The sequence below is a fragment of the Gordonia sp. 34D genome, assembly GCF_056682775.1.
The window spans coordinates 392,708-418,761 of sequence record NZ_CM155293.1 but is presented as its reverse complement, the minus strand read 5'-3'; the positions used below and the strand labels follow the sequence as shown (position 1 = coordinate 418,761).

Annotated in this window: 27 protein-coding genes; 9 read left to right on the top strand and 18 right to left on the bottom strand. The window is 63.3% G+C overall.

Going from position 1 to position 26,054, the window contains the following annotated elements:
• Positions 1–6: 6 nt before the first annotated feature.
• The 3 genes from AC1L34_RS02050 to AC1L34_RS02040 all read right to left on the bottom strand — a co-directional run bounded on the left by AC1L34_RS02050 (position 7) and on the right by AC1L34_RS02040 (position 2,846).
• Positions 7–1,239, bottom strand: a complete 1,233-nt coding sequence (locus AC1L34_RS02050; RefSeq protein ID WP_480035298.1) for a deoxyguanosinetriphosphate triphosphohydrolase — start codon at positions 1,237–1,239, stop codon at positions 7–9.
• 76 nt (positions 1,240–1,315) lie between these two features.
• On the bottom strand, positions 1,316–1,813 hold the full coding sequence (locus AC1L34_RS02045) for a cold-shock protein (RefSeq protein ID WP_424296061.1): 498 nt from the start codon (positions 1,811–1,813) through the stop codon (positions 1,316–1,318).
• A gap of 298 nt (positions 1,814–2,111) precedes the next feature.
• A complete protein-coding gene (locus tag AC1L34_RS02040) occupies positions 2,112–2,846 on the bottom strand; it encodes a hypothetical protein (protein ID WP_424323024.1) in 735 nt (244 codons plus the stop codon).
• Between the two features lie 258 nt (positions 2,847–3,104).
• On the opposite strand from AC1L34_RS02040, the gene AC1L34_RS02035 reads away from it, so the two are divergent.
• Complete coding sequence (locus tag AC1L34_RS02035; RefSeq protein ID WP_424296021.1) at positions 3,105–4,010, top strand: alpha/beta fold hydrolase; 906 nt, start codon at positions 3,105–3,107, stop codon at positions 4,008–4,010.
• Between the two features lie 60 nt (positions 4,011–4,070).
• Here AC1L34_RS02035 and AC1L34_RS02030 read toward each other — a convergent pair whose 3' ends face one another.
• On the bottom strand, positions 4,071–5,522 hold the full coding sequence (locus AC1L34_RS02030) for a WS/DGAT/MGAT family O-acyltransferase (protein ID WP_424296023.1): 1,452 nt from the start codon (positions 5,520–5,522) through the stop codon (positions 4,071–4,073).
• 178 nt (positions 5,523–5,700) lie between these two features.
• Between AC1L34_RS02030 and AC1L34_RS02025 the strand changes: the two genes are divergently transcribed.
• Complete coding sequence (locus AC1L34_RS02025) at positions 5,701–6,327, top strand: pyridoxamine 5'-phosphate oxidase family protein (protein ID WP_424296025.1); 627 nt, start codon at positions 5,701–5,703, stop codon at positions 6,325–6,327.
• A gap of 36 nt (positions 6,328–6,363) precedes the next feature.
• Complete coding sequence (locus AC1L34_RS02020) at positions 6,364–6,906, top strand: maltokinase N-terminal cap-like domain-containing protein (protein WP_424296027.1); 543 nt, start codon at positions 6,364–6,366, stop codon at positions 6,904–6,906.
• A 30-nt stretch (positions 6,907–6,936) separates the two neighbouring features.
• On the opposite strand, the gene AC1L34_RS02015 is transcribed toward AC1L34_RS02020, so the two are convergent.
• Both AC1L34_RS02015 and AC1L34_RS02010 read right to left on the bottom strand, forming a co-directional pair.
• On the bottom strand, positions 6,937–8,328 hold the full coding sequence (locus AC1L34_RS02015; RefSeq protein ID WP_424323026.1) for a glycine--tRNA ligase: 1,392 nt from the start codon (positions 8,326–8,328) through the stop codon (positions 6,937–6,939).
• A 117-nt stretch (positions 8,329–8,445) separates the two neighbouring features.
• A complete protein-coding gene (locus tag AC1L34_RS02010; protein WP_424296031.1) occupies positions 8,446–8,925 on the bottom strand; it encodes a nitroreductase family deazaflavin-dependent oxidoreductase in 480 nt (159 codons plus the stop codon).
• Between the two features lie 88 nt (positions 8,926–9,013).
• On the opposite strand from AC1L34_RS02010, the gene AC1L34_RS02005 reads away from it, so the two are divergent.
• Positions 9,014–9,349 carry an ArsR/SmtB family transcription factor gene (locus tag AC1L34_RS02005; RefSeq protein WP_424296032.1) on the top strand — a complete coding sequence of 112 codons (336 nt, stop codon included), beginning with the start codon at positions 9,014–9,016 and terminating at the stop codon, positions 9,347–9,349.
• On the top strand, positions 9,346–9,765 hold the full coding sequence (locus tag AC1L34_RS02000; RefSeq protein ID WP_424323027.1) for a Fur family transcriptional regulator: 420 nt from the start codon (positions 9,346–9,348) through the stop codon (positions 9,763–9,765). The genes AC1L34_RS02005 and AC1L34_RS02000 overlap by 4 nt, the downstream gene beginning before the upstream one ends.
• Positions 9,766–9,856: 91 nt before the next feature.
• Here AC1L34_RS02000 and AC1L34_RS01995 read toward each other — a convergent pair whose 3' ends face one another.
• Positions 9,857–10,723 (bottom strand): type IV toxin-antitoxin system AbiEi family antitoxin domain-containing protein, encoded by an 867-nt coding sequence (locus AC1L34_RS01995; RefSeq protein ID WP_424296036.1) that lies wholly within the window; start codon positions 10,721–10,723, stop codon positions 9,857–9,859.
• 91 nt (positions 10,724–10,814) lie between these two features.
• Here AC1L34_RS01995 and AC1L34_RS01990 point away from each other — a divergent pair, with 91 nt between their 5' ends.
• On the top strand, positions 10,815–11,549 hold the full coding sequence (locus tag AC1L34_RS01990; RefSeq protein ID WP_424296037.1) for a Clp protease N-terminal domain-containing protein: 735 nt from the start codon (positions 10,815–10,817) through the stop codon (positions 11,547–11,549).
• Here the strand turns inward: AC1L34_RS01990 and AC1L34_RS01985 are convergent.
• Both AC1L34_RS01985 and recO read right to left on the bottom strand, forming a co-directional pair.
• Positions 11,546–12,349, bottom strand: coding sequence for an isoprenyl transferase (locus AC1L34_RS01985; RefSeq protein WP_424296039.1), 804 nt, complete (start codon positions 12,347–12,349; stop codon positions 11,546–11,548). The genes AC1L34_RS01990 and AC1L34_RS01985 overlap by 4 nt on opposite strands.
• A 13-nt stretch (positions 12,350–12,362) precedes the next feature.
• Positions 12,363–13,151, bottom strand: a complete 789-nt coding sequence (gene recO, locus AC1L34_RS01980) for a DNA repair protein RecO (RefSeq protein WP_424296041.1) — start codon at positions 13,149–13,151, stop codon at positions 12,363–12,365.
• 109 nt (positions 13,152–13,260) lie between these two features.
• On the opposite strand from recO, the gene AC1L34_RS01975 reads away from it, so the two are divergent.
• Positions 13,261–14,145 carry a hypothetical protein gene (locus AC1L34_RS01975; RefSeq protein ID WP_424323028.1) on the top strand — a complete coding sequence of 295 codons (885 nt, stop codon included), beginning with the start codon at positions 13,261–13,263 and terminating at the stop codon, positions 14,143–14,145.
• Positions 14,146–14,350: 205 nt separating this feature from the next.
• Here AC1L34_RS01975 and era read toward each other — a convergent pair whose 3' ends face one another.
• The 8 genes from era to hrcA form a co-directional block, all read right to left on the bottom strand.
• On the bottom strand, positions 14,351–15,307 hold the full coding sequence (era, locus tag AC1L34_RS01970) for a GTPase Era (protein WP_424296045.1): 957 nt from the start codon (positions 15,305–15,307) through the stop codon (positions 14,351–14,353).
• Positions 15,308–15,312: 5 nt separating this feature from the next.
• Entirely contained in the window at positions 15,313–16,650 is a 1,338-nt protein-coding gene (locus tag AC1L34_RS01965) for a hemolysin family protein (RefSeq protein ID WP_424325871.1), read from the bottom strand.
• Between the two features lie 5 nt (positions 16,651–16,655).
• Positions 16,656–17,234, bottom strand: coding sequence for an rRNA maturation RNase YbeY (ybeY, locus tag AC1L34_RS01960; protein ID WP_424296049.1), 579 nt, complete (start codon positions 17,232–17,234; stop codon positions 16,656–16,658).
• Positions 17,231–18,274: a PhoH family protein gene (locus tag AC1L34_RS01955; RefSeq protein ID WP_424296051.1), complete on the bottom strand. Its 1,044-nt coding sequence runs from the start codon at positions 18,272–18,274 to the stop codon at positions 17,231–17,233. Before AC1L34_RS01955 ends, ybeY begins: the two co-directional genes overlap by 4 nt.
• A 106-nt stretch (positions 18,275–18,380) precedes the next feature.
• Positions 18,381–19,136, bottom strand: a complete 756-nt coding sequence (locus AC1L34_RS01950) for an alpha/beta hydrolase family protein (protein WP_424296053.1) — start codon at positions 19,134–19,136, stop codon at positions 18,381–18,383.
• Positions 19,137–19,155: 19 nt separating this feature from the next.
• Complete coding sequence (locus AC1L34_RS01945) at positions 19,156–19,908, bottom strand: 16S rRNA (uracil(1498)-N(3))-methyltransferase (protein ID WP_424296055.1); 753 nt, start codon at positions 19,906–19,908, stop codon at positions 19,156–19,158.
• Positions 19,905–21,059 carry a molecular chaperone DnaJ gene (gene dnaJ, locus AC1L34_RS01940; RefSeq protein ID WP_424296057.1) on the bottom strand — a complete coding sequence of 385 codons (1,155 nt, stop codon included), beginning with the start codon at positions 21,057–21,059 and terminating at the stop codon, positions 19,905–19,907. The genes AC1L34_RS01945 and dnaJ overlap by 4 nt, the downstream gene beginning before the upstream one ends.
• Before the next feature lie 34 nt (positions 21,060–21,093).
• The gene (hrcA, locus tag AC1L34_RS01935; protein ID WP_424296059.1) at positions 21,094–22,131 is read right to left on the bottom strand and encodes a heat-inducible transcriptional repressor HrcA; all 1,038 of its coding nucleotides are present in this window, start codon (positions 22,129–22,131) and stop codon (positions 21,094–21,096) included.
• 82 nt (positions 22,132–22,213) lie between these two features.
• On the opposite strand from hrcA, the gene AC1L34_RS01930 reads away from it, so the two are divergent.
• Complete coding sequence (locus AC1L34_RS01930; RefSeq protein WP_424296063.1) at positions 22,214–22,615, top strand: type II toxin-antitoxin system VapB family antitoxin; 402 nt, start codon at positions 22,214–22,216, stop codon at positions 22,613–22,615.
• Between the two features lie 142 nt (positions 22,616–22,757).
• Here AC1L34_RS01930 and hemW read toward each other — a convergent pair whose 3' ends face one another.
• Positions 22,758–23,966: a radical SAM family heme chaperone HemW gene (gene hemW / locus AC1L34_RS01925; protein ID WP_424325892.1), complete on the bottom strand. Its 1,209-nt coding sequence runs from the start codon at positions 23,964–23,966 to the stop codon at positions 22,758–22,760.
• A gap of 359 nt (positions 23,967–24,325) precedes the next feature.
• Between hemW and AC1L34_RS01920 the strand changes: the two genes are divergently transcribed.
• Positions 24,326–26,047, top strand: a complete 1,722-nt coding sequence (locus tag AC1L34_RS01920) for a nitrite/sulfite reductase (protein ID WP_424325891.1) — start codon at positions 24,326–24,328, stop codon at positions 26,045–26,047.
• The last annotated feature ends 7 nt before the right edge of the window (positions 26,048–26,054 follow it).

Genomic DNA, 26,054 nt, shown 5'->3' with positions numbered 1-26,054 from the left:
CTGCCGCTATCCCAGCGTCGCCTGTACGTCCGCGCCGGAACGGTCCAACCGCTCGAGCCGACCTTCGGTCATCGAGGCAATCTGATCAACGACCACACGCATACGCTCGTCGTCATTGTCTGCGACCTGCCAACGCGCGGCGAAGATGGGGTCGAGTCCGCCCGGTGCCGTGACCAGCAGCATTTCGGCGACGCGGTGAATCCGCTCGCGTTGCCGGTCTTGTTTGGCGCGGTGTCGCGGATCGGAAAAGATGAACCGGAGGGCCACCGTTTTGAGAACCGCGACTTCGGCGGCGACATCGGCGGGCACCGAAAGGTCGGCGTCATAGCGCCGCAGTGGCCGTCGCCCCTCGGCCTTGCGCGTCTCCGTGATAGCGGCAGAGGCGAAGCGGCCGATCAACTCACTGGTGAGCCGCTTGAGCCGAACAAACGAATCAAGCGAGCCATCGAACTCACCGAGCGAGGCGAAAATCTCCATCTCCGACAGTCGCTGCGCCGCATCAACCAGCGGCTCCGACGTCAGTCCGCCGAAATAACGCATGCCGAGATCGGCCAAGACCTGCTGGTCGTCGCGGGAACTCAACTGTCGCAAGTCAATTCGTCGGCCAATGACGCCGTCTTCGAGGTCGTGAACGGAGTAGGCAACATCGTCTGACCAGTCCATCACCTGAGCCTCCAGGCAACGACCACCGTCGGGTGCTCCTGCGCGAACCCACGCGAGCGCCGACTCATCTTCCACATAGGCGCCGTACTTGGAGCCCGGATCCTTGCGTGACCACGGGTACTTCAGTGTGGCGTCGAGCGCTGCCCGAGTCAGGTTGAGGCCCGCGCTGGATCCGTCGGGTCCCACGATCTTCGGTTCCAGCGACGTCAGAATGCGCAGGTTCTGCGCGTTGCCCTCAAAGCCGCCGCGCTCACCGGCAACTTCTTCCAACGCGCGTTCACCGTTGTGCCCGTACGGCGGATGCCCGATGTCGTGCGCCAGCCCGGCCAATTCCACCAAGTCTGGGTCGCAACCCAACCCCACGGCAATACCGCGGCCAATCTGGCCGACTTCCAACGAGTGTGTCAACCGCGTTCGCGGATTGTCGCCCTCGCGCGGCCCCACGACCTGCGTTTTGTCAGCAAGACGACGCAGCGCCGCACTGTGCAGAACGCGGGCGCGGTCGCGGGCGAAGTCACTTCGGTGGTCGGAAGCGGGCGACGCCCCGGCAGCAACCTTCGGTGCCTCGACGACCATGCGTTCTAGGTCGTGGGCATCGTAGGTCGCTACCGGGGCGTCGGAAGCCACAGCCGAATTATCAGCAGGGGTCAAACTATTCCCAGCCGCGCTGCGAGGCGAGATCGAGCAGGTTGCTGCGGATAGCGAGGATCTGACGCGCGGTCAGGTCGTTTGCGGAATCGAGCAGCAGGTCGGTGAGCTCGTTGGAGAGTCGGCCGCCACCGCGGGCCGGGCGACGTGCGCCACGATCGTCTCGACGATGATCGTCACGACGGTCACGGCGATCATCGCGGCGCTCGCCACGAGCGTCACGCTCACGGTCGCGGCTGCCGCGAGTATCGCGGGCCTGGACGCGCTCATGCAGGTGCTCTTCGCCTTCGGGAGCTTCCTTGGTGACCTTGACGTTCAGAGCCTTGGCGCCGCGATCGGTGCTCTCGACCTCGAACTCCACCTCGGCTCCCGGACGCAGCAGGCTCTCGTCGATGCCCACATCATTGATGTGCAGGAAGACGTCGTCGCCGCCTTCTGCGGGTGCCAAGAATCCGAAACCGCGATTGGTATCGAAGTGCACAACCTTGCCATTAACAGCCACCACAAACTCACTCTCTGAAGAACGTCCACCTCGCGAACCCCTTGCCCGCGCGACGCATACCTACAACTATGCCTTATTTTGCTGGTCAACCCGACCCGAAATGCCTGGTAGTGATCGAAATTTCAATTGAGAGGGCGACAGCGTCCGACGGCGCGGACAGGAAAGAAGAAAGGCATCGGCCCCCACCTGGATCACAAGTGGGAGCCGATGCACATAAGAGGTGTTACCCCCGGCCAGACACATTACCCCGCTACCACACGAAGCAAAATTCGGGGTCCGAACCGAGAATCAGCCCACTCTACTTCGCCGTTGCGATGCCAAGCGATGGGAAGAAGTAGCAGGTCGCATTGCCCTTCTTGATGGTTCCGTAGATCGCCGACAGGACGGTTCCAGAGCCGGTGTCGACGAGGCCGCCGCGCGCACCGTTAGCCGGGAGGATCTTCGCCAGAGGCAGCAGGAGCGTTTCTGCCACCTGCTCGGCGAGAGGAACACCCGCGCCATTGAGTCGCTTTGCTACCGCCTTGACGACAGTTTCACCGAGTCCGTCCATCGGCTCGGAGATCGAACCCTTCATCGTGTTGACGTTGAACCATGCGACGGACATACCCTTCTTGGATCCCGCGTCGTTGAAGACGCCGACCGGGACGAAGCCATAAAGCACCTCGCCCTTCTTCACTGCGTTGACGTCGTACGTCTTACCCAGGATTTCGTAGGTGAGATCCCCCATCAACGGCGTGTTCGGCCCAGGCATAGCGCCACCCAAAGCTGGCGCGAGCGTGAAGTCCGTACAGGCACCAACAGTCGGGGTAAACGGCGCGATGCCCATCTTCTTGAGCAGAGCGTTAGCTGCTTCGATCCCGTCGATTACCGACGCGGCGTCCGTGGCCTGCGGATGAATCGAATCGAGGGCCTGCTTAGCTGCGGCACCGTCGTTGTTGGGTGCGGCGTGGGCGATCGGTGCGGTCGCGGCACCGCCAATGAGCGCCGCCGAGGCGACGACTGCCGCGAAGGCGAGACGGAACTTACTGGTCACTGGGGACCTCCAATACTAAAGGGGCTGATGATGCTGAATACAACCAAAGTGCCAGGAGGGACTCGTGATGAGTATGGCCTCGAAACGACTCAAAATCGATTCCTGAGGCCAAACTGAGACCGCAATCAGACGCATCAGACAATCTCGCGAGTCGCAAAGGATGGCTTATGGCCAAGCCTCGACATCCGACATGGCATAGTGAAGTTCAATGCAACACGTTCTAGTTTCTGGCCTCGGACAGAAGCAAAGGGGTCATCGATGAATGCCACACGAACCGGTCTTGGCGCACGTTTGCCTGCACGGATCAAGCTGCCCCAGGTAGACGTCCCCGACGGCTACATGATGGAACTACCGGGGCGTGGCTCCACCTACGTCACCGACACTCCCGGACCGACGGCCGATGCACCCGCCATTGTTCTGCTGCACTCCCTGACCACTACCGGGCTGCTGACTTGGTTCCCCAGCATCCCGGCACTGTCGAAGAAATTCCGTGTCATCACCCTCGACCAGCGTTGGCATGGTCGCGGTATCCAGTCCGAGACCTTCAGCCTGCGCGACTGCGCCGACGATTCGGTCGCCGTCCTCGACGTCCTCGGAATCGACAAGGCAATGTTCGCCGGCTTCTCCATGGGATCGCTGATTGCCCAGCGCGTTTGGCGTCAGCACCCCGACCGCGTTGGCGGCCTAGTGCTTTGCGCCAGCACCGACGTCTTCCAGATGACGCCCACCGAAGCGTTCTTCCACAACGGTATGGACGGCATGTTCTCGCGGATCCGCGGTTTCGGCTCACCGTTGCGCGCCGCCCGCGTTCAGGCCAAGCAGGTCGACCCGAAGGAAGACATCTACCGCTGGGCGCTGAACGAGTTTCGCTCCACCTCCCCCCTTGCCGTCAGCAAGGCGATCGGCGAGATCGGCAAGCACCACACGCGCCCGTGGGTCAACCAGATCGACGTGCCGACCGCTGTCGTCGTGCCGCTGAAAGACAAGGCCATCCCGCCGGCCCGCCAGAAAGCAATGGCCCGTCGCATCAAGGGTGCAACCATCCACGAGGTCGACGGCGGTCACGCGTCGTGCGTGATGGATGCGGAGAAGTTTGTCCCCGTCTTTGTCCACGCCACAAACGAAGTCTTGGCTCGCTGGAAAGAACGCCAGCCCGCCGAGTAGCACCGAGGGAAAAGAAGGCCGGCCGCTGCGTGCGACCGGCCTTCCTTATTGTTCAGCTTGCTACTTCTCCGTCTCACTTGCGGGCGCGGCCTCGGGCTCGACCAGCCCGGCAGCCTCGACTTCCGCTTTGAGTCGAGCCAGTTCGGCCGGGAAGTGCTTCACCATGGTCTCCGGGTTCCGGACACTTTCTTCGCTCGCAATGATGCCGATGTGGACGACACCGTTGTTCGACAGCACGGTGATGTTGAGTCCGGCACCGTGGAACACCGGGCCAAGCGGGTACATGTGGTCGACGCGCGCACCCATGAAGTACAGCGGGATCGGCGGGCCGGGCACGTTCGAGATCACCAGGTTGTGGACCACCGGATGCTTTTCCGCCAACCGCATGTCGGCGTACGCGCGGACAGCGAGACCGAAGGTGCGCGGTGCGGCGAACTCAGCCCAGTCCTGCAGAGTGTCAGCCGGGATCGCGTTGTGGTGTTCCTTGGCCTGCAGGTTCGACTCGGCCATTGACCGCAGTCGCTCCAACGGATCCTCGATGTCCGTTCCGAGGTAGGTGAACAGCGCCGACACCTTATTGGCACCTTCGTCACGCTGCGACTCGCTGCGGACGGAAACCGGGACCGTTGCCAACAGCGAGCCTTCTGGAAGTTCGCCGCGTTCGAGTAGGTAGTCACGCAGCGCGCCACCCGCGATACTCAACACAATGTCGTTGACGGTCGCGCCGGTGGCCCGACGGACCTCCTTGATGTCTTCGAGCGACATGTCGGCAACAGCGATGGTGCGATCACCGGTAATGGTGCCATTGAACGACGTGCGCGGAGCCGTGAGCGGCGGTGCCATCGCAGTGCCCTTGCGTGCACGACTAATGGTTTCGGTGATGAGGTTGACGCTTGGTCCGAGCAGACGCGGAATCGACAGGGGCTTCGTAGCCGAGGCCAGCAAGCCGCGTCCCAACAGTTCCAGCGAGCTTGGCGAACTACCGTCCATGGTGAGTTCTTCCGTAGCCAGCGGCGGTGCGTCCGGTTCCAGGCTGCACAGGTGCGAAATCAGGTTGGCACCCGAAGCACCGTCGACTGTCGCATGATGCATCTTGGTAAAGACGACCAACTTCTCGACGCCTTCGGCATCCTTGTAGCCCTCGATGACGTCCATTTCCCACAGCGGGCGACCGCGGTCCATGGGCTGCCCAGCCAGGTGCGAGCACATTTCCATCAGCTCGGTGTAGCCCGCAGGCTGCGGAAGCGCCATCCGATGCAGGTGGTGGTCGACGGCAAAGTGTTCGTCCTTAACCCAGACTGGATGCCCAAGGTCGAGTGGTACTCGACGAATCTTGCGCGTGAACTGCGGTACTTTCCGAACCCGTTCGTCTAGCGTCGCGCGGAAGTTCGTAAAGCTGTAGCCGCCAGGTACCGTCAGCGGGTCAAGAATCATCACTGAGCAAACATGCATCAGCTGCGCGGGTGTTTCTAAGTACAAAAAGCTTGCATCCAAGCCGCTCAATCGCTCCATGAAGATAACGGTACCGCAGCAAACTAGAACTTGTTCTAGTTTTTTAATGAGTGTGACAAAACCCTCTTGACCGGCGGACTTACTAGGATTTCCAATTAATTGGGGTTTGCGGAGCATCGCTAAGAACTCCCCACCGGCAGAACCGGACCCACAATCGCCGCCGCGCTACTCTCGATCTGTGGGACAGCGATACCAGCACATTGCATTCGGAAAAGCAGCACTTGCCCGACAACGCGCCTCGGGAAGCGTCGGCGCCTACGGTTCCAGTCTCGACACCCCCGACGAAGGCCCCCAACAACTCACTTCACGTGAGATCCGGATGCTCACTGAGGCGTTCCAATTCCAGATGTCCACGGTGACCCCCGACGGCTGGCCTTATATTCAATACCGCAGTGGCCCAACAGGGTTCGTTCACCATCTCGGCGAGAACAAGATTGGATTCGCCGACTTCGCCGGGAACCGACAGTTCGTATCGGTCGGCAACCTGGAAACCAACGACCGCGTTGCCCTCTTCGTCGCCGACTACCCGCACAGGATGCGACTAAAGGTATTCGGTCGGGCTACCGTCTTCGACGCCACCGATCATCCCGACCTCGTCGAGCAACTGAGTCTCGTCAACGACGGCAGAATCGCTGCGCGCATCGAACACTGCATCGTCATCGACGTCGAGGCGTTTGACTGGAATTGTTCGCGCAGCATTGTCCCGCAGTACACCGCCGAACAAGTCCGCGAACGTGCGGAACCGTACATCGCCGAGATCGCGAAACTGCACGACGAAATTGCCGAACTCAAACGAAATCGGTGATGCCGCGATGGCGCAGGCGGGATTACTCTTGCGTGCATGGCATTGCTGCACCAGGCGACCATCTCGCCCACAAAACTTGAGTTCGTAACCGACTACCTCGACAACATGCCGTGGGGCGGCACGGGCGACGTTGACATGATCGGTGGCTACCGATTCGACGATCCAGCTGGCGAGGTTGGCGTCGAAGGACTGTTGGTGTCGCGCGACGGTCGCGTGCTCCACGTGCCGTGCACTTATCGCGGTGAAAAGCTTTCCGGCGCAGACGAATACCTCATCACCACCATGAAGCACTCCGCGCTCGGTGATCGTTGGGTTTACGAAGCGGCAGCCGACCCAGTCGCCGTCGACTGCTACCTAAAAGCGCTGCGCGGTGAAATCAGCCAAGCGCAGTTGGAGTTGGAAAAGACCGATGGGACAGTCGTGCCCGTGGAGTGGCCGGTTCGCCTAACCCTGCACGGCGACCCCGCCGACGGCACCGGACTCGTATTCAGCGACGAACTCGCCGCGCCCGTGTCGGGGCGGTCGTGGTTGGTGGCCGAATGGGATGGCGGGCAGGGCGTCGTCGCGGCACTGAGATAGTCCCGCGGTCGTCGCCCCGCCCGAGGCGCTTTAGGCGCCGACCAGCTTTCCGGCCAAGTACTCCACAACCTTGTCGAGGGCGACGCGCTCCTGCGCCATGGTGTCGCGCTCGCGGATCGTGACAGCGTGGTCGTCGAGGGTGTCGAAGTCGATCGTCACGCAGAACGGGGTACCGATCTCGTCCTGACGGCGGTAGCGCTTGCCAATGCCCTGTGCGTCGTCGAACTCGATGTTCCAGTGCTTGCGAAGCTGCTCCGACAGGTCGCGCGCCATCGGCGACAACTTCTCGTTACGCGAGAGCGGCAGCACGGCAACCTTGACCGGCGCCAGGCGACGGTCGAGCTTCAACACGGTACGAGTATCGGTGCCGCCCTTAGCGTTTGGCACTTCCTCTTCGGTGTACGCGTCGCACAGGAAAGCCATCATGGAGCGGCCCAAACCGGCAGCCGGCTCAATGACGTACGGCGTGTAGCGCTCACCGGAAGCCTGATCGAAGTACGACAGGTCTTCGCCCGAGGCCTCACTGTGGGTCTTGAGGTCGTAGTCGGTACGGTTCGCAACGCCCTCAAGCTCACCCCACGGGTTGCCCGAGAACCCGAACTTGTACTCAACGTCGACGGTGCTCTTCGAGTAGTGCGACAGTTTCTCTGCCGGGTGCTCGTACAGGCGCAGGTTGTCGGCGTCGATACCGAGTTCCACATACCAGTTGAAGCGGGCGTCGAGCCAGTACTTGTGCCACTCTTCGTCCTCGCCGGGCTTGACGAAGAATTCCATCTCCATCTGCTCAAACTCGCGGGTACGGAAGATGAAGTTGCCGGGCGTGATCTCGTTACGGAAACTCTTGCCGACCTGGGCGATACCGAACGGCGGCTTGCGGCGTGCCGTGGTCATCACGTTCTTGAAGTTAACGAAGATGCCCTGTGCAGTTTCGGGGCGAAGGTAGTGCAGGCCGGCTTGGTCGTCGACCGGGCCGAGGAACGTCTTCAGCAGACCCGAGAATGCCTTGGGCTCAGTCCACTGGCCCTTAACGCCACACTCGGGGCAGGTGATCTCGGCCATCGGCACCGAATCCGGATCGTCAAGACCCTTCTTCAGCGCGAACGCCTCCTGCAGGTGGTCCTGACGCTGACGCTTATGGCAGTTGGTGCACTCCACCAGCGGATCCGTGAAGACCTCAACGTGACCGGAAGCCTCCCACACGCGACGCGGCAAGATAACCGACGAGTCCAGGCCAACAACGTCATCGCGCGAGGTCACCATGGTGCGCCACCACTGACGCTTGATGTTCTCCTTCAGTTCGACGCCGAGTGGACCGTAGTCCCACGCCGAACGCGTACCTCCGTAGATCTCACCGCAGGGGTACACCAGGCCCCGCCGCTTGGCGAGGTTGACGACAGCATCGACATTGGACTGCACAGCCACGGTTTTCAGATCTCCACGACGTAGGGGGTAAGGACGTTGGGGTAACGACGTATCACTGCGCACGACGGTGGTCGTGCACGTCGCTATACAGGGTAGTCGTTGATGGGCGCCCCCTGCTCACACCCCTGACGATCTGCCATTCTGCGGGTGCTTGGCCAGCACGAGTTCGACGTACGGGATCGCCTCAATCGACCGGCCGGTCGCATCTTCGATGACGCCAGCGAGTTTGTCGTACGCCTTCGGATACTTGACGCGGTAGCGCTCCACAATCGCACTCGCTTCCTCAGCCGGAAGCGTGCGGGCCGTGGCCGCACGATTGCGGAGGAACCCAATCCACACGCGACAGTTCGGGTTCGCCTGCAGATTCTGATACCACTGGGACTTCTCACCGAAGCCGGACGCGATGATCACTCGATCTTTCGTTGGACGATCGACCGCCTCCAGCGCCACGAATCGCTCCCTCCCGGACTTGCGGCCGGTGTGCTCGAGTAGAAGAAGTCGACCACCGAACAGAAACCCGAAGCCCGCACGCATGAGCGGGATAGGCATCCGGACGAACCACCGAGTTCGGAGGGCTTTGGCACCGATGCTCACCATGATTCGACAGTACGCTGCAGCGACCCGGCCCACAGCAAATGAAAACCAATTCCTTTAGACTGGCCTCATCCCACCCAAAGGAGTCGCGATGCCTTCCTCGGTGACGCCGGAATCACTGGCCGCCGATCGCGTGGCGCACAGTGCTGCCAGCGAACTGTTGCGCGCCCTAGCCTCTCCTGCGCGCGTGTCGATTGTGATGGCTTTGAACGATCGACCAATGTGCGTTCACGAGTTGGTTGAAGACCTTGCGCTGAATCAGCCGCAGGTCAGCCAACATTTGCGCGTATTGAAAAAGTCCGGAGTTGTGGTTGGCAGTCGCCGCGGCCGCGAGGTGGAGTATTCACTCGCCGACGATCACGTGGCCCACATCGTTGTTGACTCGGTGACTCATGCGACCGAGCACTGCGGCAAGGGCGAGCGATGACTTCGCCTGTCGAGAAACCGGTCACCGGCCAGCGGTCCACCAAGCAACGAGCGGCGATCGCCGATCTCCTTGCCGACACCGAAGACTTCCTTTCGGCCCAACAACTGCACGACCGCCTGCGCGAACGAGGCGAGTCGATTGGCCTCACCACCGTCTACCGAAACTTGCAGGCGCTCACCGAGGCCGACCAGGTCGACGCGATTTGGGATGGTTCGGGCGAAACCCGCTACCGCCACTGTTCCCGCGGCCACCACCATCACCTGGTCTGCCGCAACTGCGGGACCACCGTGGAGATCATGGCCGACAAGGTGGAACGTTGGGCCGACAGCGTCGCCGCCGAGAACGGCTTCACGAACATCAGCCACACCGTCGAGATCTTCGGGCTCTGCGGCGACTGCGCCGCCGACGAAGCCTAGCGCCGGCACCGCACGGAACGAACGGGAGCGTCCCCGACAGCCCCGTCCGCCGACTATTTGTCAGCGGCACCCTCTCACGGGGACTCTCCCGTCAGTACCCGCGGCTGAGTCGCTCGGAGCGCTCCACAATCTCTCGAGCCCGTCGACTTCGAGGGCGATGTCGGCCCGCCCGCGTGAACTTTCGAATGTCCTCCAGGAAGTCATCCCAGCCCCACAGAATGTGATCGAGTGTGACCCGCATGCAGGTCCACCCGTCGACGACGGATTTGCGGTCACGGATTCGGTCCTTCCCAAACTGCTCCCGACTGGTGTGAAACTGCCTGCCGTCGCATTCCAGCAGCAGGGTTCCGATGCGTAGATCCGCCCACCCAACGCCATCGATAGCTGGCTGCACCACGACGTCAAAACCCAAGGACCGCAAGCGAACCCGCACTATGCTTTCGGTCCCGGATTGCGATCGACCATCCACCTTCTCGAGGAGGCTGTTCGTCAGGGCACCCCCATACGGTGCCATCAACGCGCGGAGCTCTTCGACGCCCGTGTCCGACGAGTTGAGGTAGGAGTCGCAGGCCGCAATCCAGGCCTCCGCTGTCATGCAACGCGCGGCGCAGGCCAGGGCATATGGAACCGGATCGACGGCCTCAACCGCCGCCGGGGGACGCCCAATCGGCGACGAGCATCCCGGCAACCCGGCCCCGCGTTTCGCTTTCGACCGCCGAACATGGCGGTCCCGATAGCCGGGAGCTACCCAGAGCCCGTGCCATTTGAGCGCCGACACACACCCCAATACTCCCCCGGCTCGAACCGCAGCTGCGACCTCAGGGTCGTGCATCCGGAACGCGTACCACGTGCGCCGCAACGGCTCGAGATCGCCCGAAGCCACCCCGCGGCGGATCGAGCGTTCGTCATAACCGAGCGCCACCAACTGCCGATACGTGAAAACTCCCGAATCCCCCATACAAATTAGACGCGGGCGAAGCCTGATCGGTTCCATCAAGATTCGTCAACCTAACGTTGACGAATCTGGATCGTCAACCTAGGGTTGACGCATGCCCGATAACACGCAAGCAGTCCCGCCCATCCGACTCGACGATCTCATCGACACGATCAAGAAGGTGCACGACGATCCGCTCGACCAACTTTCCGATGCCGTCCTGGCCGCCGACCATCTGGGCGAGGTTGCCGACCACCTCATCGGGCACTTCGTCGACCAGGCCCGCCGCACCGGCGCATCGTGGACCCAGATCGGAACCAGCATGGGTGTCAGTAAGCAGGCGGTCCAGAAGCGCTTCACGCCGAAGGATCCCGGTGCCGGAGACCAACTCGATCCATCACAGGGTTTCAATCAATTCACGCCGCGCGCACGCAATGTTGCCGCTGCCGCCCACAACGAAGCCAAGGCGGCAGGCAATCCTGCGGTAACTCCCGCACACCTCATCTTGGGCGTGCTCGACGACCCCGAATCACTGGCTTCGACGCTGCTCAAGAAGGGCGGGGTCGACCTCCCAGCCCTCGCCACTTCGCTGCGGGCAACGCTTCCGCCAGCCGCTGCGACACCCGAACTAATCCCCTACGACGCCGACGCGCGCAAGGTCTTGGAGCTGACCTTCCGGCAGGCAATTCGGTTGGGACACAACTACATCGGCACCGAACACATCGTCCTGGCACTCCTCGAAGGCGAAGCGACAGACGGCCCCCTTCACACTGCGGGCGTCGACCCGACGGCATTTGAGAACCAGCTGACCGGCCTCCTCGCCCAGGTCAGCACCGTCACCAACGACTAGGCACTGCCAAACCGGCGGTCACGCTTGGCGTATTCGAGGCAGGCGTCCCACAGGTCACGGCGGTCGAAGTCGGGGAACAACTTCTCCTGATAGACCATCTCGGCGTAGGCGCTCTGCCACAGCAGGAAGTTCGACAGTCGTTGTTCGCCAGACGGGCGCAGGAAAAGGTCGACGTCGGGCATGTCGGGTTCATCGAGGTACTTGGCGAAACTCGCTTCGGTGATCCGTTCGGGATCAATCTCGCCGCGGGCCGCCCGGCGTGCGATTTCCTTTGCGGCATCAGCGATTTCGGCACGACCGCCGTAGTTGACGCACATCGTGAGCGTCATGACCGTGTTGTTCTTGGTGAGCTCTTCGGCGGTTTCGAGTTCGGTAATAACGCTGCGCCACAGCTTGGGGCGCCTCCCGGCCCAGCGGACGCGGACGCCCATCTCGTTCATTTCGTCGCGGCGCCGGCGGATCACGTCGCGGTTGAAGCCCATCAGGAACTTCACTTCTTCGGGGCTGCGCGACCAGTTCTCAGTGGAGAAGGCGTACGCCGACAGGTGTGTCACACCCATTTCGATGCAGCCGCAAACGCTGTCCATCAGGACAGCCTCGCCGCGCTTGTGCCCCTCGGTGCGGGGCAAGCCGCGTTCCTGAGCCCACCGACCATTGCCGTCCATCACGAGCGCAATGTGCTTGGGGACAAACTCCGCCGGGATGGCTGGCGGCTTGGCGCCGGACGGGTGCGGGTCGGGCGGTCGTACCGTGGTGGGTGCGACGGGCGCCGACTTGGCGCGACGAGGCAGGCGAGCCATCAGATCCGGCCTTTCATGCGATTTCGTTGGCGGCGTCGGCGATCGACGCACGCTCGAGGTGACTGTGCGGCGCTTGCCGCTCGATCAGCGGCAACGTTCGCAGTTGCCGTTCCAAATGCCATTGCAGGTGCGCAGCAGTGAGACCGGTGGCTTGCCGACGCTGCGACTCGGTAGCGAGCGCGACATGATCCCATTCCCCTCGAGCGAGGGCCTCCATGAGGTCGAACACGCCGACCGACGGGGTCGCCGCCCCGGATGGGCGGCAATGGACGCACACTGCGCCACCCGCAGCGACGTGGAAGGCGCGGTGCGGGCCGGGCCCGGCACATCGCGCGCACTCGGTCAACGCGGGCATCCAACCGGCCGACGACATGGCCCGCAGCAGGAAGGCGTCGAGAATCAGTTGTCGGTCACGACGGTCTTGCGCGAGGGCTTCCAACGCCCCAACGGTGAGCCGATGCAGGTGCGGCGCGGGCGCTCGTTCTTCACCGGCCAGACGTTCGGCAGTTTCCAGGACCGCGCAGGCCGTGGTGTAGCGGCCATAGTCGGCGACGATGTCGTCGCTGAAGGCGTGCAAGCTCTCGACCTGCGTGATGATGTCGAGGTTGCGACCCGGATAGAAAAAGACGTCGACGTGCGCAAACGGTTCCAGTCGCGCACCGAACTTCGACCGCGTGCGTCGCACCCCCTTGGCCACGGCTCGGACCAGGCCGTGCTCGGAGGTCAGGAAGGTGATGATGCGGTCAGCTTCGCCCAGCTTGTGCTGGCGGAGCACCACTGCCTCATCCCGATAGAACCTCACCGCACCATTGTGTCACCGATCCCTGACAGGACCGGTTAGGCGTATCGAAAAGCGCGCCAGGCATTCCCCGCCTACCCTCGATGAGGAGCCCCCTTCGAGAGGAATCACTATGACAGCGCTGCTCGCCCTTGGCATCGCCACACGCACGATGTTCCGCGTCGAAGTCGCCGACGGCCGCAGCAAGATTCTGCACAAGGACTCCGCATACTCGCCCGACGGGGCCGTCCTGCTCGACGGCACCATCTATTGGACGACGATGGGCCGCCCCACACGGCTGGCCGGTATCGACGGTGAAGCCGCATTCGACTATTCCGCCCCGAATGGTGGTTTGCACGCGATGGGGGTTGACGGGACCGGCCGCCGAGATCTCCTTCCCGCGGGCACGGTGACCAGCGGAAAGCAGTTGGCGACCGACAATCGTGGCCGGCTGTATTGGGCCGACCGCGAAGGGATGCGAGTGGCGTCGTGCAGGTTGGACGGGTCGGAGTACGGCGATCTGATTGTGAACGCGCCCGAACCCGACCGCATGGCCGAATGCGTTGGCGTCGCCGTCGACGGCGACTACCTGTATTGGTCGCAGAAGGGGCCGTCGAAAGGTGGGCGTGGCCGGATCTTCCGCGCCGGTTTGACGGTGCCAGCCGGGGAATCGCCGGAGCGACGGTCGGACATCGAGACGCTGTGGTCGGGGCTCCCGGAACCGATTGACCTTCAGGTTGTTGACGGGATTTTGTACTGGACTGACCGTGGGGCCGAACCGGACGGCAATACGTTGAACCGCGCCCCGATCCCCGCGCCGGGCGAAGCTGGTTCGCCGCCGGAGATCATGGCGCGCGGCCTGCAGGAGGCTGTTGGTCTGGCCGTGGACCCGCGTGCTGGCCTTGCCTACGTTTCCGACCTCAGCGGCAGCATCCTGGCCGTCGCCCTAGACGGCACGGGCGATCGCGTCGTCGCCGACCTCGGCGAAATGCTCGCCGGCCTGACCCTGATCCGGTAGTCGGGTTTCGGCGCTCCGCCCACCGCCCCTTTTCTGTCACGATTCGACCAGACCGTCACCGATCGACGTGTTTGGTGATGCCTTGGCAGGCGGCCGACCGTCAAATGTGACAGAAAAGGGGAAATTCGGGGGCACGCGGGCCGGAATCCGCGAGGCACGCGGGCCGGAATTTGGGGGGGCACGCGGGTCGGAATTTGGGGCGGGGCTAGAAGCCCAAGCGGCCCAACTGTTTGGGGTCGCGCTGCCAGTCTTTGGCGACCTTGACGTGGAGGTCGAGGTAGATGCGGGTGCCCATGAGTTTTTCGATCTGGGTGCGGGCGGCGGTGCCGACCTGCTTCAGACGTGAACCCTTGTGACCAATGATGATGCCCTTTTGGGAATCACGTTCGACGTAGATAATCGCGTGGACGTCGACGACCTTCGAGTCTTCGCGGGGAATGATCTCTTCGATCACCACTGCGATGGAGTGCGGCAGCTCGTCGTGCACGCCTTCCAGAGCGGCCTCGCGAATGTACTCGGCCATCATGGTTTCTGCGGGCTCGTCGGTGATCTCACCATCGGGGTAAAACGCCGGACCCTCGTCCGACAGCGACACCAGCAGGTCCGTAAGCACGTCGATCTGCTTGCCCGACTTCGCCGACACCGGAATGACCTCGGCGTCCGGCCCCATCAGCTCCGACAGTTTCATCAGCTGGGTGACGACCTTCTCCGGTCCCACGCGGTCGATCTTGGTGACGATGCCAATCTTGCGGGTACGCGGCGTTGTGGCGTTGACCTCTTCGATGATGCGGCGGTCGCCGGGGCCGATCGCTTCGTCGGCAGGAATGCACACGCAGATGATGTCGACGTCAGCGTAGGTTTCGCGGACCAGGTCGTTGAGCCGCTGCCCGAGGAGGGTGCGCGGCCGGTGCAGCCCGGGCGTGTCGACCAAGATTAGTTGGGCGTCGGGCCGGTTGACGATGCCGCGAATCGTGTGGCGCGTGGTCTGCGGCCGATTCGACGTAATGGCCACTTTGTCGCCGACGAGCGCGTTGGTGAGCGTCGATTTCCCGGTATTGGGACGACCCACAAAACAGACGAAGCCGGAGCGGAATTCGCCGGGGGCGGAGTCGTCGGCCGTGATGTCTCCGTCGGGGGAATCGGCAGCGAAGTCTTCAGTCATGGGGGTCAGTTCTCCTTCATGGAAGCATCGTCGCCGACCTTCTCGTTCTTGTCGGTGGTTACCGGCTTCGACGACCGTCGTACCAGCACCGAGGTGATGCGTTGGCGACCGAGGCGGTTGGGTCCGCCTTCGGCGATCATCCGCAAACCGTCGACCTTCACCTTCGCCCCGGGCAACGGTACGCGACCCAAGCGTAGGGCCAGTAGTCCGCCAACCGTATCGACATCGTCGAGGTCCAGGTCAATTTCGACGTCGAAGAGTTCTTCGAGGTCTTCCACGGGCAGTCTCGACGACACCCGGTACACCTCTTCGTCGATCTCTTCGATGGGAGCGACTTCGTTGGTGTCGTACTCATCGGTGATCTCGCCGACGATCTCTTCCAGCACGTCTTCAATGGTGACCAGGCCTGCGATGCCACCGTATTCGTCGACCAGCATCGCCATGTGATTGCGGTTGGCCTGCATGTCCGACAGCACGTCGTCGAGCAGTTTGGAGTCGGGGACAAATACCGCGTCGCGCATTACGGCTTCCACCCCGACGCTGCGAGCGGCGCTCGACAGTTCCGGCAGGAGTCGCTCGACGACGTCCTTGAGGTACACGACCCCGACGATGTCATCGGGATTCTCGCCGATGACCGGGATCCGCGAATGCCCGGACCGGACTGCCAAGCTCATGGCTTGCACGACGGATTTGTCACTCTCGATCCACACCATTTCGGGGCGGGGAACCATCACTTCGCGGGCATCGGTCTCGCCGAACTCGAACACGGATTGGATCATGCGACGCTCGTCATCGTCGACGACGCCGCGTTCCTGTGCCATGTCGACGACTTCGCGGACTTCAATTTCCGTCGCGAAGGGACCGTTGCGGTAGCCCTTACCTGGGGTCAACGCGTTACCGATGAGGATGAGCAGTCGAGTAACCGGGCGCAGCAGCAGGCCGATCGCCGACAGGACCGGGCCGGCGACCAGCGAAATCGAGTAGGCGTTTTGCCGTCCCAGGGTGCGGGGCCCGACGCCCACGGCAATGTACGAGATCAGCGTCATCACGATGATCGTGACGGCAATTCCCCACCCGGTGCCAAACGAGTCGACGGCAACCACAGCAACCACAGCCGTGGCCGACACCTCGCACAAGACGCGCAGCAGAACCGCGAGCCCGATGTATGTGGAACGTTGATCCAGGACCGCCAACAGTTTGCGGGCACCGGCGCGCCCCTCCTTGAGGAGGTCCTCACTGCGGGCCACCGAGACCGTCGCCAATGCCGAGTCGGTCGCAGCGAAAACACCGGCCAACACCGTCAGGACGATCGCCACAATCAGCAGCACGATGTCACTGAACACGCTGGTCAGTGCCCCTCACCGTTGGGTGCGTCGCTCGACAGGCCACCGGCGATGCCGCCCGAGAAGCCGATGTTGTTCAGCAGGCGGGTGTCTTTCTCAGCCTGTTCCAGAAGGCGGTCACGATCGTCGCGGGCCGAATACCAGTCGGTGATGATCTGGCCCTGCAGCCCGAACATTTCGCGTTCCTCGTCTGGTTCGGCGTGGTCGAAGCCGAGAAGGTGCAGCACCCCGTGCACGGTGAGTACGGCCATCTCGTGCTCAAAGCTGTGGCGTTGCGAACGTGCCTGTTCGGCCGCGAACTCGGGGCACAGAACAATGTCGCCGAGCATCGCCGGTCCCGGATCATCGGCGTCGGGGCGGCCTCCCGGCGTCAACTCGTCCATCGGGAAACTCATCACGTCGGTGGGCCCGGGAAGGTCCATCCATTGCATGTGGAGTTCGGCCATGGCGGTGGTATCGACCAGTTGGATCGACAGTTCTGCCCCCGGATGCACTTCCATGCGGCGCATCGCAAAGCGCGCGGCCTCAATGATCAGCTGCTCGGGGACGTCAACGCCGGACTCGTTGAATAGTTCAATGCTCATCGGCCACGACCTCCCGACTGGCGCATGCCCGCCCGTCGATCGGCTCGATTGCCCGCCTGCTCCTCGGCGCGCCCGTAGGCATCGACGATGTCGGCGACGAGCCGATGTCGGACGACGTCGGCGCTGGTCAGGTTCGCGAAGTGAATGTCGTCGATGCCGTCGAGGATGCGCGCGGCCGCCCGCAGTCCCGACTGGGCCCCGCCGGGCAGGTCCACCTGGGTGGTGTCGCCGGTGACGACGATCTTGGCACCGAAGCCGAGGCGCGTGAGAAACATCTTCATCTGCTCGGTGGTCGTGTTCTGCGCTTCGTCGAGAATTATGAACGCGTCGTTCAGGGTGCGACCACGCATGTAGGCCAACGGCGCGACCTCAATGACACCCGACTCCATCAGCTTCGGGATCGCTTCGGGATCCATCATGTCGTGGAGGGCGTCGTAGAGGGGGCGCAGGTACGGGTCGATCTTCTGGTGCAGCGTGCCCGGCAGGAACCCGAGGCGCTCACCAGCTTCGACGGCCGGACGCGTCAGAATGATGCGGCTAACTTCTTTCGACTGCAAGGCCTGAACGGCTTTGGCCATCGCCAGGTACGTCTTGCCGGTACCGGCGGGCCCCAAACCGAAGACGATCGTGTTCTTGTCGATCGCGTCGACGTACCGCTTCTGGTTCAGTGTTTTGGGCCGAATCACCTTGCCGCGTCGCGACAGAATGTCGAGGCTCAGCACATCGGCGGGCGTCTCCGATTCACGCGAGGCGAGGATCGACAGCCCCTGCCGCACGAGGTCTGGGGTCAGGGTGGTGCCACCGCGGACTACGCGGACCAGTTCGGCAATCACGCGCTCCGATGCCGCCACATCGGCGGGTAACCCGCGCAAGGTAATGCGGTTGCCGCGGACGTGAATGTCGGCGGGGAGCTGCGTTTCCAAAGTCCGAAGGTTGGCGTCGACTGCTCCGAGCAGCCCCACCGCCAATTCCTGCGGTACTTCAATCTGCGAACTGGTCACCGCGGCGGTCGTAGGGTCGTCGCGGTTGTCGTCAGTCACTAAATTCGTCTCCCCAAGATCATGAAAGTGCCGGTTCGGATTCCGGATTTGTACCAGTCTATCGCCGGTAGTCGCGGCGTGCGACTGGGTATTGCTCTGGTCTCGATCACACGCCCAAGACCCGCAACGTCTGTCGATGGGCGATGCTTCGCGGGTCGATGAAGGCGTCGTGGCCGCCGGGGACTTCGTAAAAGGCTGCGCGTTGGCCGCGAGCCACCGCACCCTCAACGTAGAGGCGACTGAGTTCGATCGGAATCATCGTGTCGTCGACTCCGTGGATGGCGGCGACGAGGGCGTCGAACGGGGGCTGCGATGCGGGCGAGGCAGCCGCGTACCGTTCGGGCATCTCCGCGTAACTGCCACCCATCAGAGCCTTCAGCGATGGTCGGTCGGTGTTACCGATCGTGAGGTCCAAGACTCCGCATTGCGCGACCACCGTCGCAATGTTGAATGCGCCGACCCTAGCGCCGAGTTGCGCGACGGCCCAGACTGCGAGGTGCCCACCCGCCGAATGTCCGACGACGGCGACGTTCCGGCCGTCGACCCGCACTCCGTCGATCGCCAACTGTTCAGCGACGGGACCGTCGAGCGCACTGATCGCGGCGATTACGTCGCGCCCGGTGCCCGGCCAGCCACCACCGCTCTCTTCCACGCGGCGGTATTCGACGTTCCAGACGACGACGCCGCGTTGCGCCAAGTCACGGGCGATCGCCGTGTACAGGACGAGAGTGAACTCGGTAGACCAGTAACCGCCGTGAACGAGGACGACCACCGGAGGGCAGTCGTTGGGACCAACGTCGGGCAGGTACAGGTGCCCGAAGTTGCTGTCGTGGTCGCCGTAGCGAATCTTCTTGCGCCGCACTGAAGTTGCTTTCCGGGAGCTATCGGGACCAACGGTCGGTGACTGCACCGAGCGCGCCGAGCGCCACGGCCCCGGCAGCTGCGGTCCGCAACACTTCCGGTCCCAGGACCACCGAGATCGCACCGAGCGCGGTGAGGTCGGCGATCTCGGCGTCGGCGAGCCCGCCTTCCGGCCCAATCACCAGCACCACTTCCGCGGCATCGGCGAAGTTGATGGATCGGAAGGGGACGGCACCGGCTTCGTGCAGCAGGGCCACAATGCCGCCGTCGGCCACCACGCGTGCCGTCAGTGCCCGCACATCGGTGGTGCCAGCGAGATCAGTGACCTCCGGAATCCACGACCGTCGCGCCTGCTTGGCTGCGGTCGCCGCCGTGGTCCGCCATTTCTCGACGCCCTTCGCCGCCTTCACGCCACTCCAGCGTGCAATGCTCCGCGACGACTGCCACGGCACAATGACGTCGACGCCCGCTTCGGTCATCAAGTCGACGGCCAGTTCGCTGCGTTCGGCTTTGGGCAGCGCTTGCACGACCGTCACCAGCGGCTTGGGCCGCGGATCCACTTCGACTCGGCTCGCCCGCACCGTCAGCGTGTCTTTGCTTTCGACGTCGATGACCTCGCAGTGCGCGGTGCATCCACGACCATCACCGAGGAGAACCGTCTCCCCCGCTTTGATACGCGTGACGGTGACGGCATGCCTGCCCTCCCGGCCCGACAGTGACGCGAGGTCACCTGCGCGCGGCACGTCGTCGACCCAGAAGAGCGGTGGCGTCATCGTCCGGCGAAAGCGTTGCGGAGCTTGGAGAACAGGCCGCCGCGGGCGGCCGCCTTCGACGCTGCGGTGACGAGTTCGACGACGTCGCCGGAAGCTTCCTTGAGTGACTTGAGCAGGTCGGCCTGGTTCGAGTCGACCTTCTTCGGTACCACAACTTCCAGGTGCGCGTGAAGGTCGCCGCGGACACCCGAGTTCAGATGCGGCAGTCCGACGCCACGCACCCGCACGACAGTCCCCGGTTGCGTTCCGGCTTCGACGTTGATGGTGGCGGTGCTGTCGAGGACCGTCGGAACTTCGAGGTCGGTTCCGAGAGCGGCGTCGACCATCGGCACGCGCACCGTGCAGTGGAGGTCGTCACCGTCGCGGACAAAGACGTCGTCTGCCTGCTCGGAGATTTCGACGTACAGGTCACCTGCGGGACCGCCACCAGGGCCAACTTCGCCCTGGCCGGACAGGCGCACTCGCATGCCGTCCTGAACGCCGGCCGGGATCTTGACGGTCATGGTGCGACGCGACCGGACACGACCGTCGCCCGCGCATTTGAGGCACGGGTCGGGAATCGTTTCGCCGACGCCGCGGCACTCGGGGCATTCGCGGACGGTCATGACCTGACCGAGGAACGACCGTTGCACGGCCTGGATCTCGCCGGCCCCCTTGCAGGTTGCGCAGGTTACGGGCTTGGAGTTGTCGCGGGTACCGGCGCCCTGGCAGGTGTCGCACAGGATTGCGGTGTCGACGGTGATCTCTTTGCGGGCACCGGCGGCGATCTCTTCGAGGTCGAGGCTGACGCCGACCAAGGCGGGCTCACCGGGACGTACCCGTCCGCGCGGTCCGCGGCCGCCGCCGAAACCGCCGCCGCCTCCCCCGCCGAAGAAGGTTTGGAAGATGTCGCCGAGGCCACCGGACCCGAACGGGTCACCGCCGAAGCCGCCGCCGGGGCCACCGAGTGGATCGCCACCGGCGTCGACGATGCGTCGCTTTTCCGGGTCGGACAGCACCTCGTAGGCGGTCGTCACCTCTTTGAACTGCTCCTCGGCATCGGGGTTGATGTCGGGGTGCAGTTCGCGAGCCAACTTGCGGTAGGCGCGTTTGATCTCCTGATCGGACGCGCCTGCAGCCACGCCGAGAATGTCGTAATAGTCACGAGCCACAGTGAAAAAGGTCCTTACACAATCGAGAAATCAACTAACGGTCGGAGAGAACTTCGCCGACGTATTTGGCAACAGCCGCCACCGAGGCGATTGTTCCCGGGTAGTCCATCCGGGTGGGACCGACCACACCGACGCTTCCGAACACGGTGCCCGATGCACCGTACCCGGTCGACACGACGGAAGTACTCCGCAGGTTCTCGGTGTTGGTTTCCTCACCGATTTGAACGGTCACGGTGCCCGTCCGTTGAGTATGCGCCAGCAACTTCAGCACCACGACTTGCTCTTCGAGGGCGTCGAGCACAATGTCCATACCGCCGAGATTGGGTGAGAAGTCGGCGGCTGACCGCGCCAGGTTCGACGTTCCGCCCAGCACGAGGCGATCTTCGCCGCGTTCGACGAGGGTTTCCACGAGGACCGTCGCGATCGTGATGATCGGTTCGCGGAGGTCGGGGTCGGCGTTGTTGGCGAGTTCAGCGACGGCGGCGGATGCGTCTTCGAGCCGCTGGCCGTCGAGCGCGGCGGAGAAAAGGTCACGGACGCGAGCGAGATCGTCGTCGTTGATGGGCGCCGCGAGGGCCACCATCCGCTGTTCGACGCGGCCGGTGTCGGTGATGACCACCAGCAGCAGGCGGCTCGGCGAGAGTGCGACGACCTCGACGTGGCGAACGCGCGCCATCGACAGGACCGGGTATTGGATCACCGCGACTTGGCGGGTCAGCTGTGCGAGCAATTTCACTGAGCGGCGCAGCACGTCGTCGAGGTCGACCCCGTTGTCGAGGACCGACAGGATGGCGCGACGTTCGGCCGATGAGAGCGGTTTGATCTCGCTGATGCGGTCGACGAACAGTCGGTAGCCCTTGTCGGTGGGGATCCGTCCGGAGCTCGTGTGCGGCTGCGCGATGTAGCCTTCGGCTTCCAGGACGGCCATGTCGTTGCGGACGGTGGCACTGGAAACTCCCAGGTGGTGGCGCTCGACGAGGGCCTTGGAGCCGATCGGTTCTTGGGTGTCGACGTAGTCGGTGACGATGGCTCGAAGGATCTCAAAACGTCGATCGTCTGTCGACGATGCCATCGCGAACACCTCTCTTTGCCACATTTTTGCTTACAGTGGATAAAACCATTCTACGAAACTGCGGAAAGGCCATGTGACGGCGATGATCTTCAAGGGCGTGCGTGACGGCAAACCCTATGCTGATCATGGTCTGACGTCGCGGGATTGGGCGCAACTTCCGCCGCAACAGTTTCGGCTTGATCAGTTGACGCCGATCACCACGGTGCTGGCCCTCGACAAACTGCTGTCGGAGGATTCGACGTTTTACGGCGACCTCTTCGCGCACATCGTGCGGTATCAGGGAAACCTGTATTTGGAGGATGGGATTCACCGGGCCGTCCGGTCGGCGCTGCGGAACCGGACGATCATTCACGCCCGCCTCTTCGACTTAGACGAGCACCTGGCCCGCACTAACGCCGAGTCGGACGTCGAAATCACCGCCCCACTCCCCCCGGTCGTGACCTATCCCCGCCCCCGCGTCGGCGGCGCACACCGCATCGACTAGCGGCGTCGTCGTCGCCCGAAAAAACCACCCCGCCCGGGGTTCTCGCATGATGCGTCGATTCCCGCACTATGTCAGACATAGTGCGGGAATCGACGCATCATGCGAGAACGCAACCGGACGGGCGACGGGGCGAGCGCCTTGGTTAGTCGACCAGGATGTCGCGAATGATGCCGTCGGCGAGTAGGCGGCCGCGGTCGGTCAAGACGTAGGCGTTGTCGACGACGTGGAGCAGGCCCTTGGCCACGACTTCGTCGGCTCGGGAACATTCGCCGTCGGTCAACTCTGCCGCCGCGAGGCCATCGCGCATGCGCAGGCGCAGCATCACCGTCTCAGTGTGGCGGTCCTCGTCGGTGAGAATTTCCTGGCCGCCGATGGGCAACGCGCCTCCGGCGAGCGACGCCGAGTAGGTGGCCGGATGCTTCTGGTTCCACCAGCGCACGCCGTTGACGTGCGAGTGCGCGCCAGGCCCAATGCCCCACCAGTCGTCACTGCGCCAGTAGGCCTCATTGTGTCGGCACACCGAAGCTGGCAGCGGAAGCGAATCCGATCCCGCAGTGGCCCAATTCGAGACCTCGTACCAGGTCATTCCGGCCTCGGTGAGACGCGCGTCAATCATTTCGTAGCGGGCGGCGAGGACATCGTCGTCGGGCATGGGAACCTCACCGCGACGCACCATGCGCGCGAAGGCCGTTCCATCTTCGACGATCAGCGCGTAGGCGGATACGTGGTCGACGGGGACGGAAAGCACGGCGTCGAGCGAAGCCTGCAAGTCCTCATCGCGCTCACCGGGCGTCCCGTAGATCAGATCCAGATTGAGGTGTTCAAATCCTGCGGCAGCGGCCTCGCGGGCGGCATCGAGCGCACGCCCCGGAGTGTGCGTACGTTCCAGAACGGCGAGCACATGTTTCGCCGCAGATTGCATTCCCAACGAAATCCGGGTGAATCCGGCCTCGCGCAACGTGCCAAAAAACTCGGGCGACGTAGACTCCGGATTCGACTCCGTTGTCACTTCAGCGCCAGGTGCCAAGGTAAACGAATTGCGTACCGCGCCAAGGACATCGGCAAGGCCTTGCCCGCCGAGGAGCGACGGAGTGCCACCGCCGACAAAGATCGTCGAGACTTGACGATCGTCGTGCAGGAGGGTCGCTGCGGCGTCGAGTTCGGCGCGAACGCCCTCGAGCCAACTCTGCGGCGATGACGTCGTCCCCAATTCACCGGCCGTATAGGTGTTGAAATCGCAGTACCCACAGCGGGTCGCGCAGAACGGGACGTGGATGTACAAACTGAGGGGCCGCGATGGGTCAGCGGTCGCGAGGGCTTCGAGTGCACCGTCCGAGAAAGGCTCGGGGATGCGGGGACTGCCGACACGCGTTGTACTCACTTCTCCATCATGACTCAATCCTTGTCAAGGGTATTAATCTCACGGTGACGAAAAATAATCCCAAGTAGACGGGCCGCACTTCTCCGTGGCACGATGGCTCTCGTGACCAATTCAGGAGTGTGGCTCGCCCAACGGCGCCATATCGATCTCAAGCGCGTGTGCAGCGCGTTCTGTCGGCTCTAGCCACAGAAGAATTTCGGCCGTTCCGGCGTTCTAGTCCCGGATCCCGCCACAGCCCGGCGGAGTTTCCCGGCGCCGAATCTTTCGTCACACCTGATCTCAGCCCAACCCTTTTTGTGCTGCCGTGCGCAGCATGCCCAGGAGTCTTGATGACGCTCACCACACCCACCACCGTTGAGCAGCCGACCGAACCGGTCGCCGCCCCGGCCCGACGTCCGCGCCCCAAGAAGCGCAAGGCCGAAGGCCAGTGGGCGCTCGGCTACCGGACGCCGCTGAACGCCAACGAGCAGTCCAAGCGCGACGACAACCCGTTGAATGTGCGCCAACGCATCCTCGACACCTACTCGAAGGTCGGGTTCGACGGCATCGACAAGGCCGACCTTCGCGGTCGTTTCCGTTGGATGGGCCTCTACACCCAGCGCGCCGAAGGCTACGACGGCACGTACAGCCACGACGACAACATCGACATCATCGAAGCCCCGTACTTCATGATGCGAGTGCGTACCGACGGCGGGCAGCTGAGCATGCCGCAGGTCCGGACTCTCGCGTCCATCTCCCGCGACTTTGCACGCGGCACCGCCGACGTGACCGACCGCCAGAATCTGCAGTATCACTGGATCGAGATCGAGAACGTCCCGGAAATTTGGCGTCGCCTCGAAGAAGTTGGTCTGGAAACCACCGAGGCCTGCGGTGACTGCCCGCGCGGCATGCTCGGATCGCCGCTGGCCGGCTTGTCGACCGATGAGGTCCTCGATGCCAGCCCGGCGCTCGCCGAGATCAAGCGTCGCTACATCGGTGACCCCGAGTACTCGAACCTGCCGCGCAAGTTCAAGACGGCCGTCTCCGGTCTGCAGGATGTTGTTCACGAGATCAACGACGTCTCGTTTGTCGGCGTCGAACATCCGGAGCATGGTCCTGGCCTGGACCTGTGGGTCGGTGGCGGTCTCTCGACCAACCCGATGCTTGCGCAGCGACTCGGCGCCTGGGTGCCCCTTGATGAGGTCCCCGACGTGTGGGAAGGCGTCGTCGCGATCTTCCGTGATTACGGCTACCGCCGCCTGCGGTCGAAGGCTCGCCTGAAGTTCCTGATCAAGGATTGGGGCCCGGAGAAGTTCCGCCAGGTCCTTGAGGACGAGTATCTGCACCGCAAGCTGATCGACGGCCCGGCACCGGTCGCGCCCACCCAACCGATCGACCATGTCGGTGTCACCAAGCAGAAGAACGGCAAGTACGCCGTCGGTTTCTCCGCCGTCTCCGGCCGGCTCACCGACGAAGTGCTCTACGCGATCGCTGACGCCGCAGAGAAGGCGGGCAGTGACAGCGTTCGCTTCACGCCGTACCAAAAGCTTGTTGTCGTCAATGTTCCAGAAGACAAGATTGGCCAACTCGACGCCGATCTGAGCGCTGTCGGCCTGCAGTCGAAGCCCTCGGTGTGGCGACGCAACTTGATCGCTTGCACCGGCTTGGAATTCTGCAAGCTGTCGTTCACCGAGACACGCAGCCGCTCGCAGGGCTTGGTCCCCGAGTTGGAAGCACGTCTCGGCGAACTCAATGAGCAACTCGATGTGCCGATCACGATCAACTTCAACGGTTGCCCAAACTCCTGCGCTCGCGTGCAGGTTGCCGACATCGGCCTCAAGGGTCAGCTGATCGACGACGACGGGACCCCCGTCGAAGGCTTCCAGGTGCACCTGGGCGGCAGCCTCGGCTTCGACCTCGGCTTCGGCCGCAAGCTCCGCCAGCACAAGATCTATGCCAGCGAGGCCACCGAATACATCGAGCGCTTGGTGCGTAACTTCATCGCGGGCCGCAACCCCGGGGAACGCTTCGCCGAGTGGGTCACGCGCGCCGACGACGCCGAATTGCAGTAAGGACACG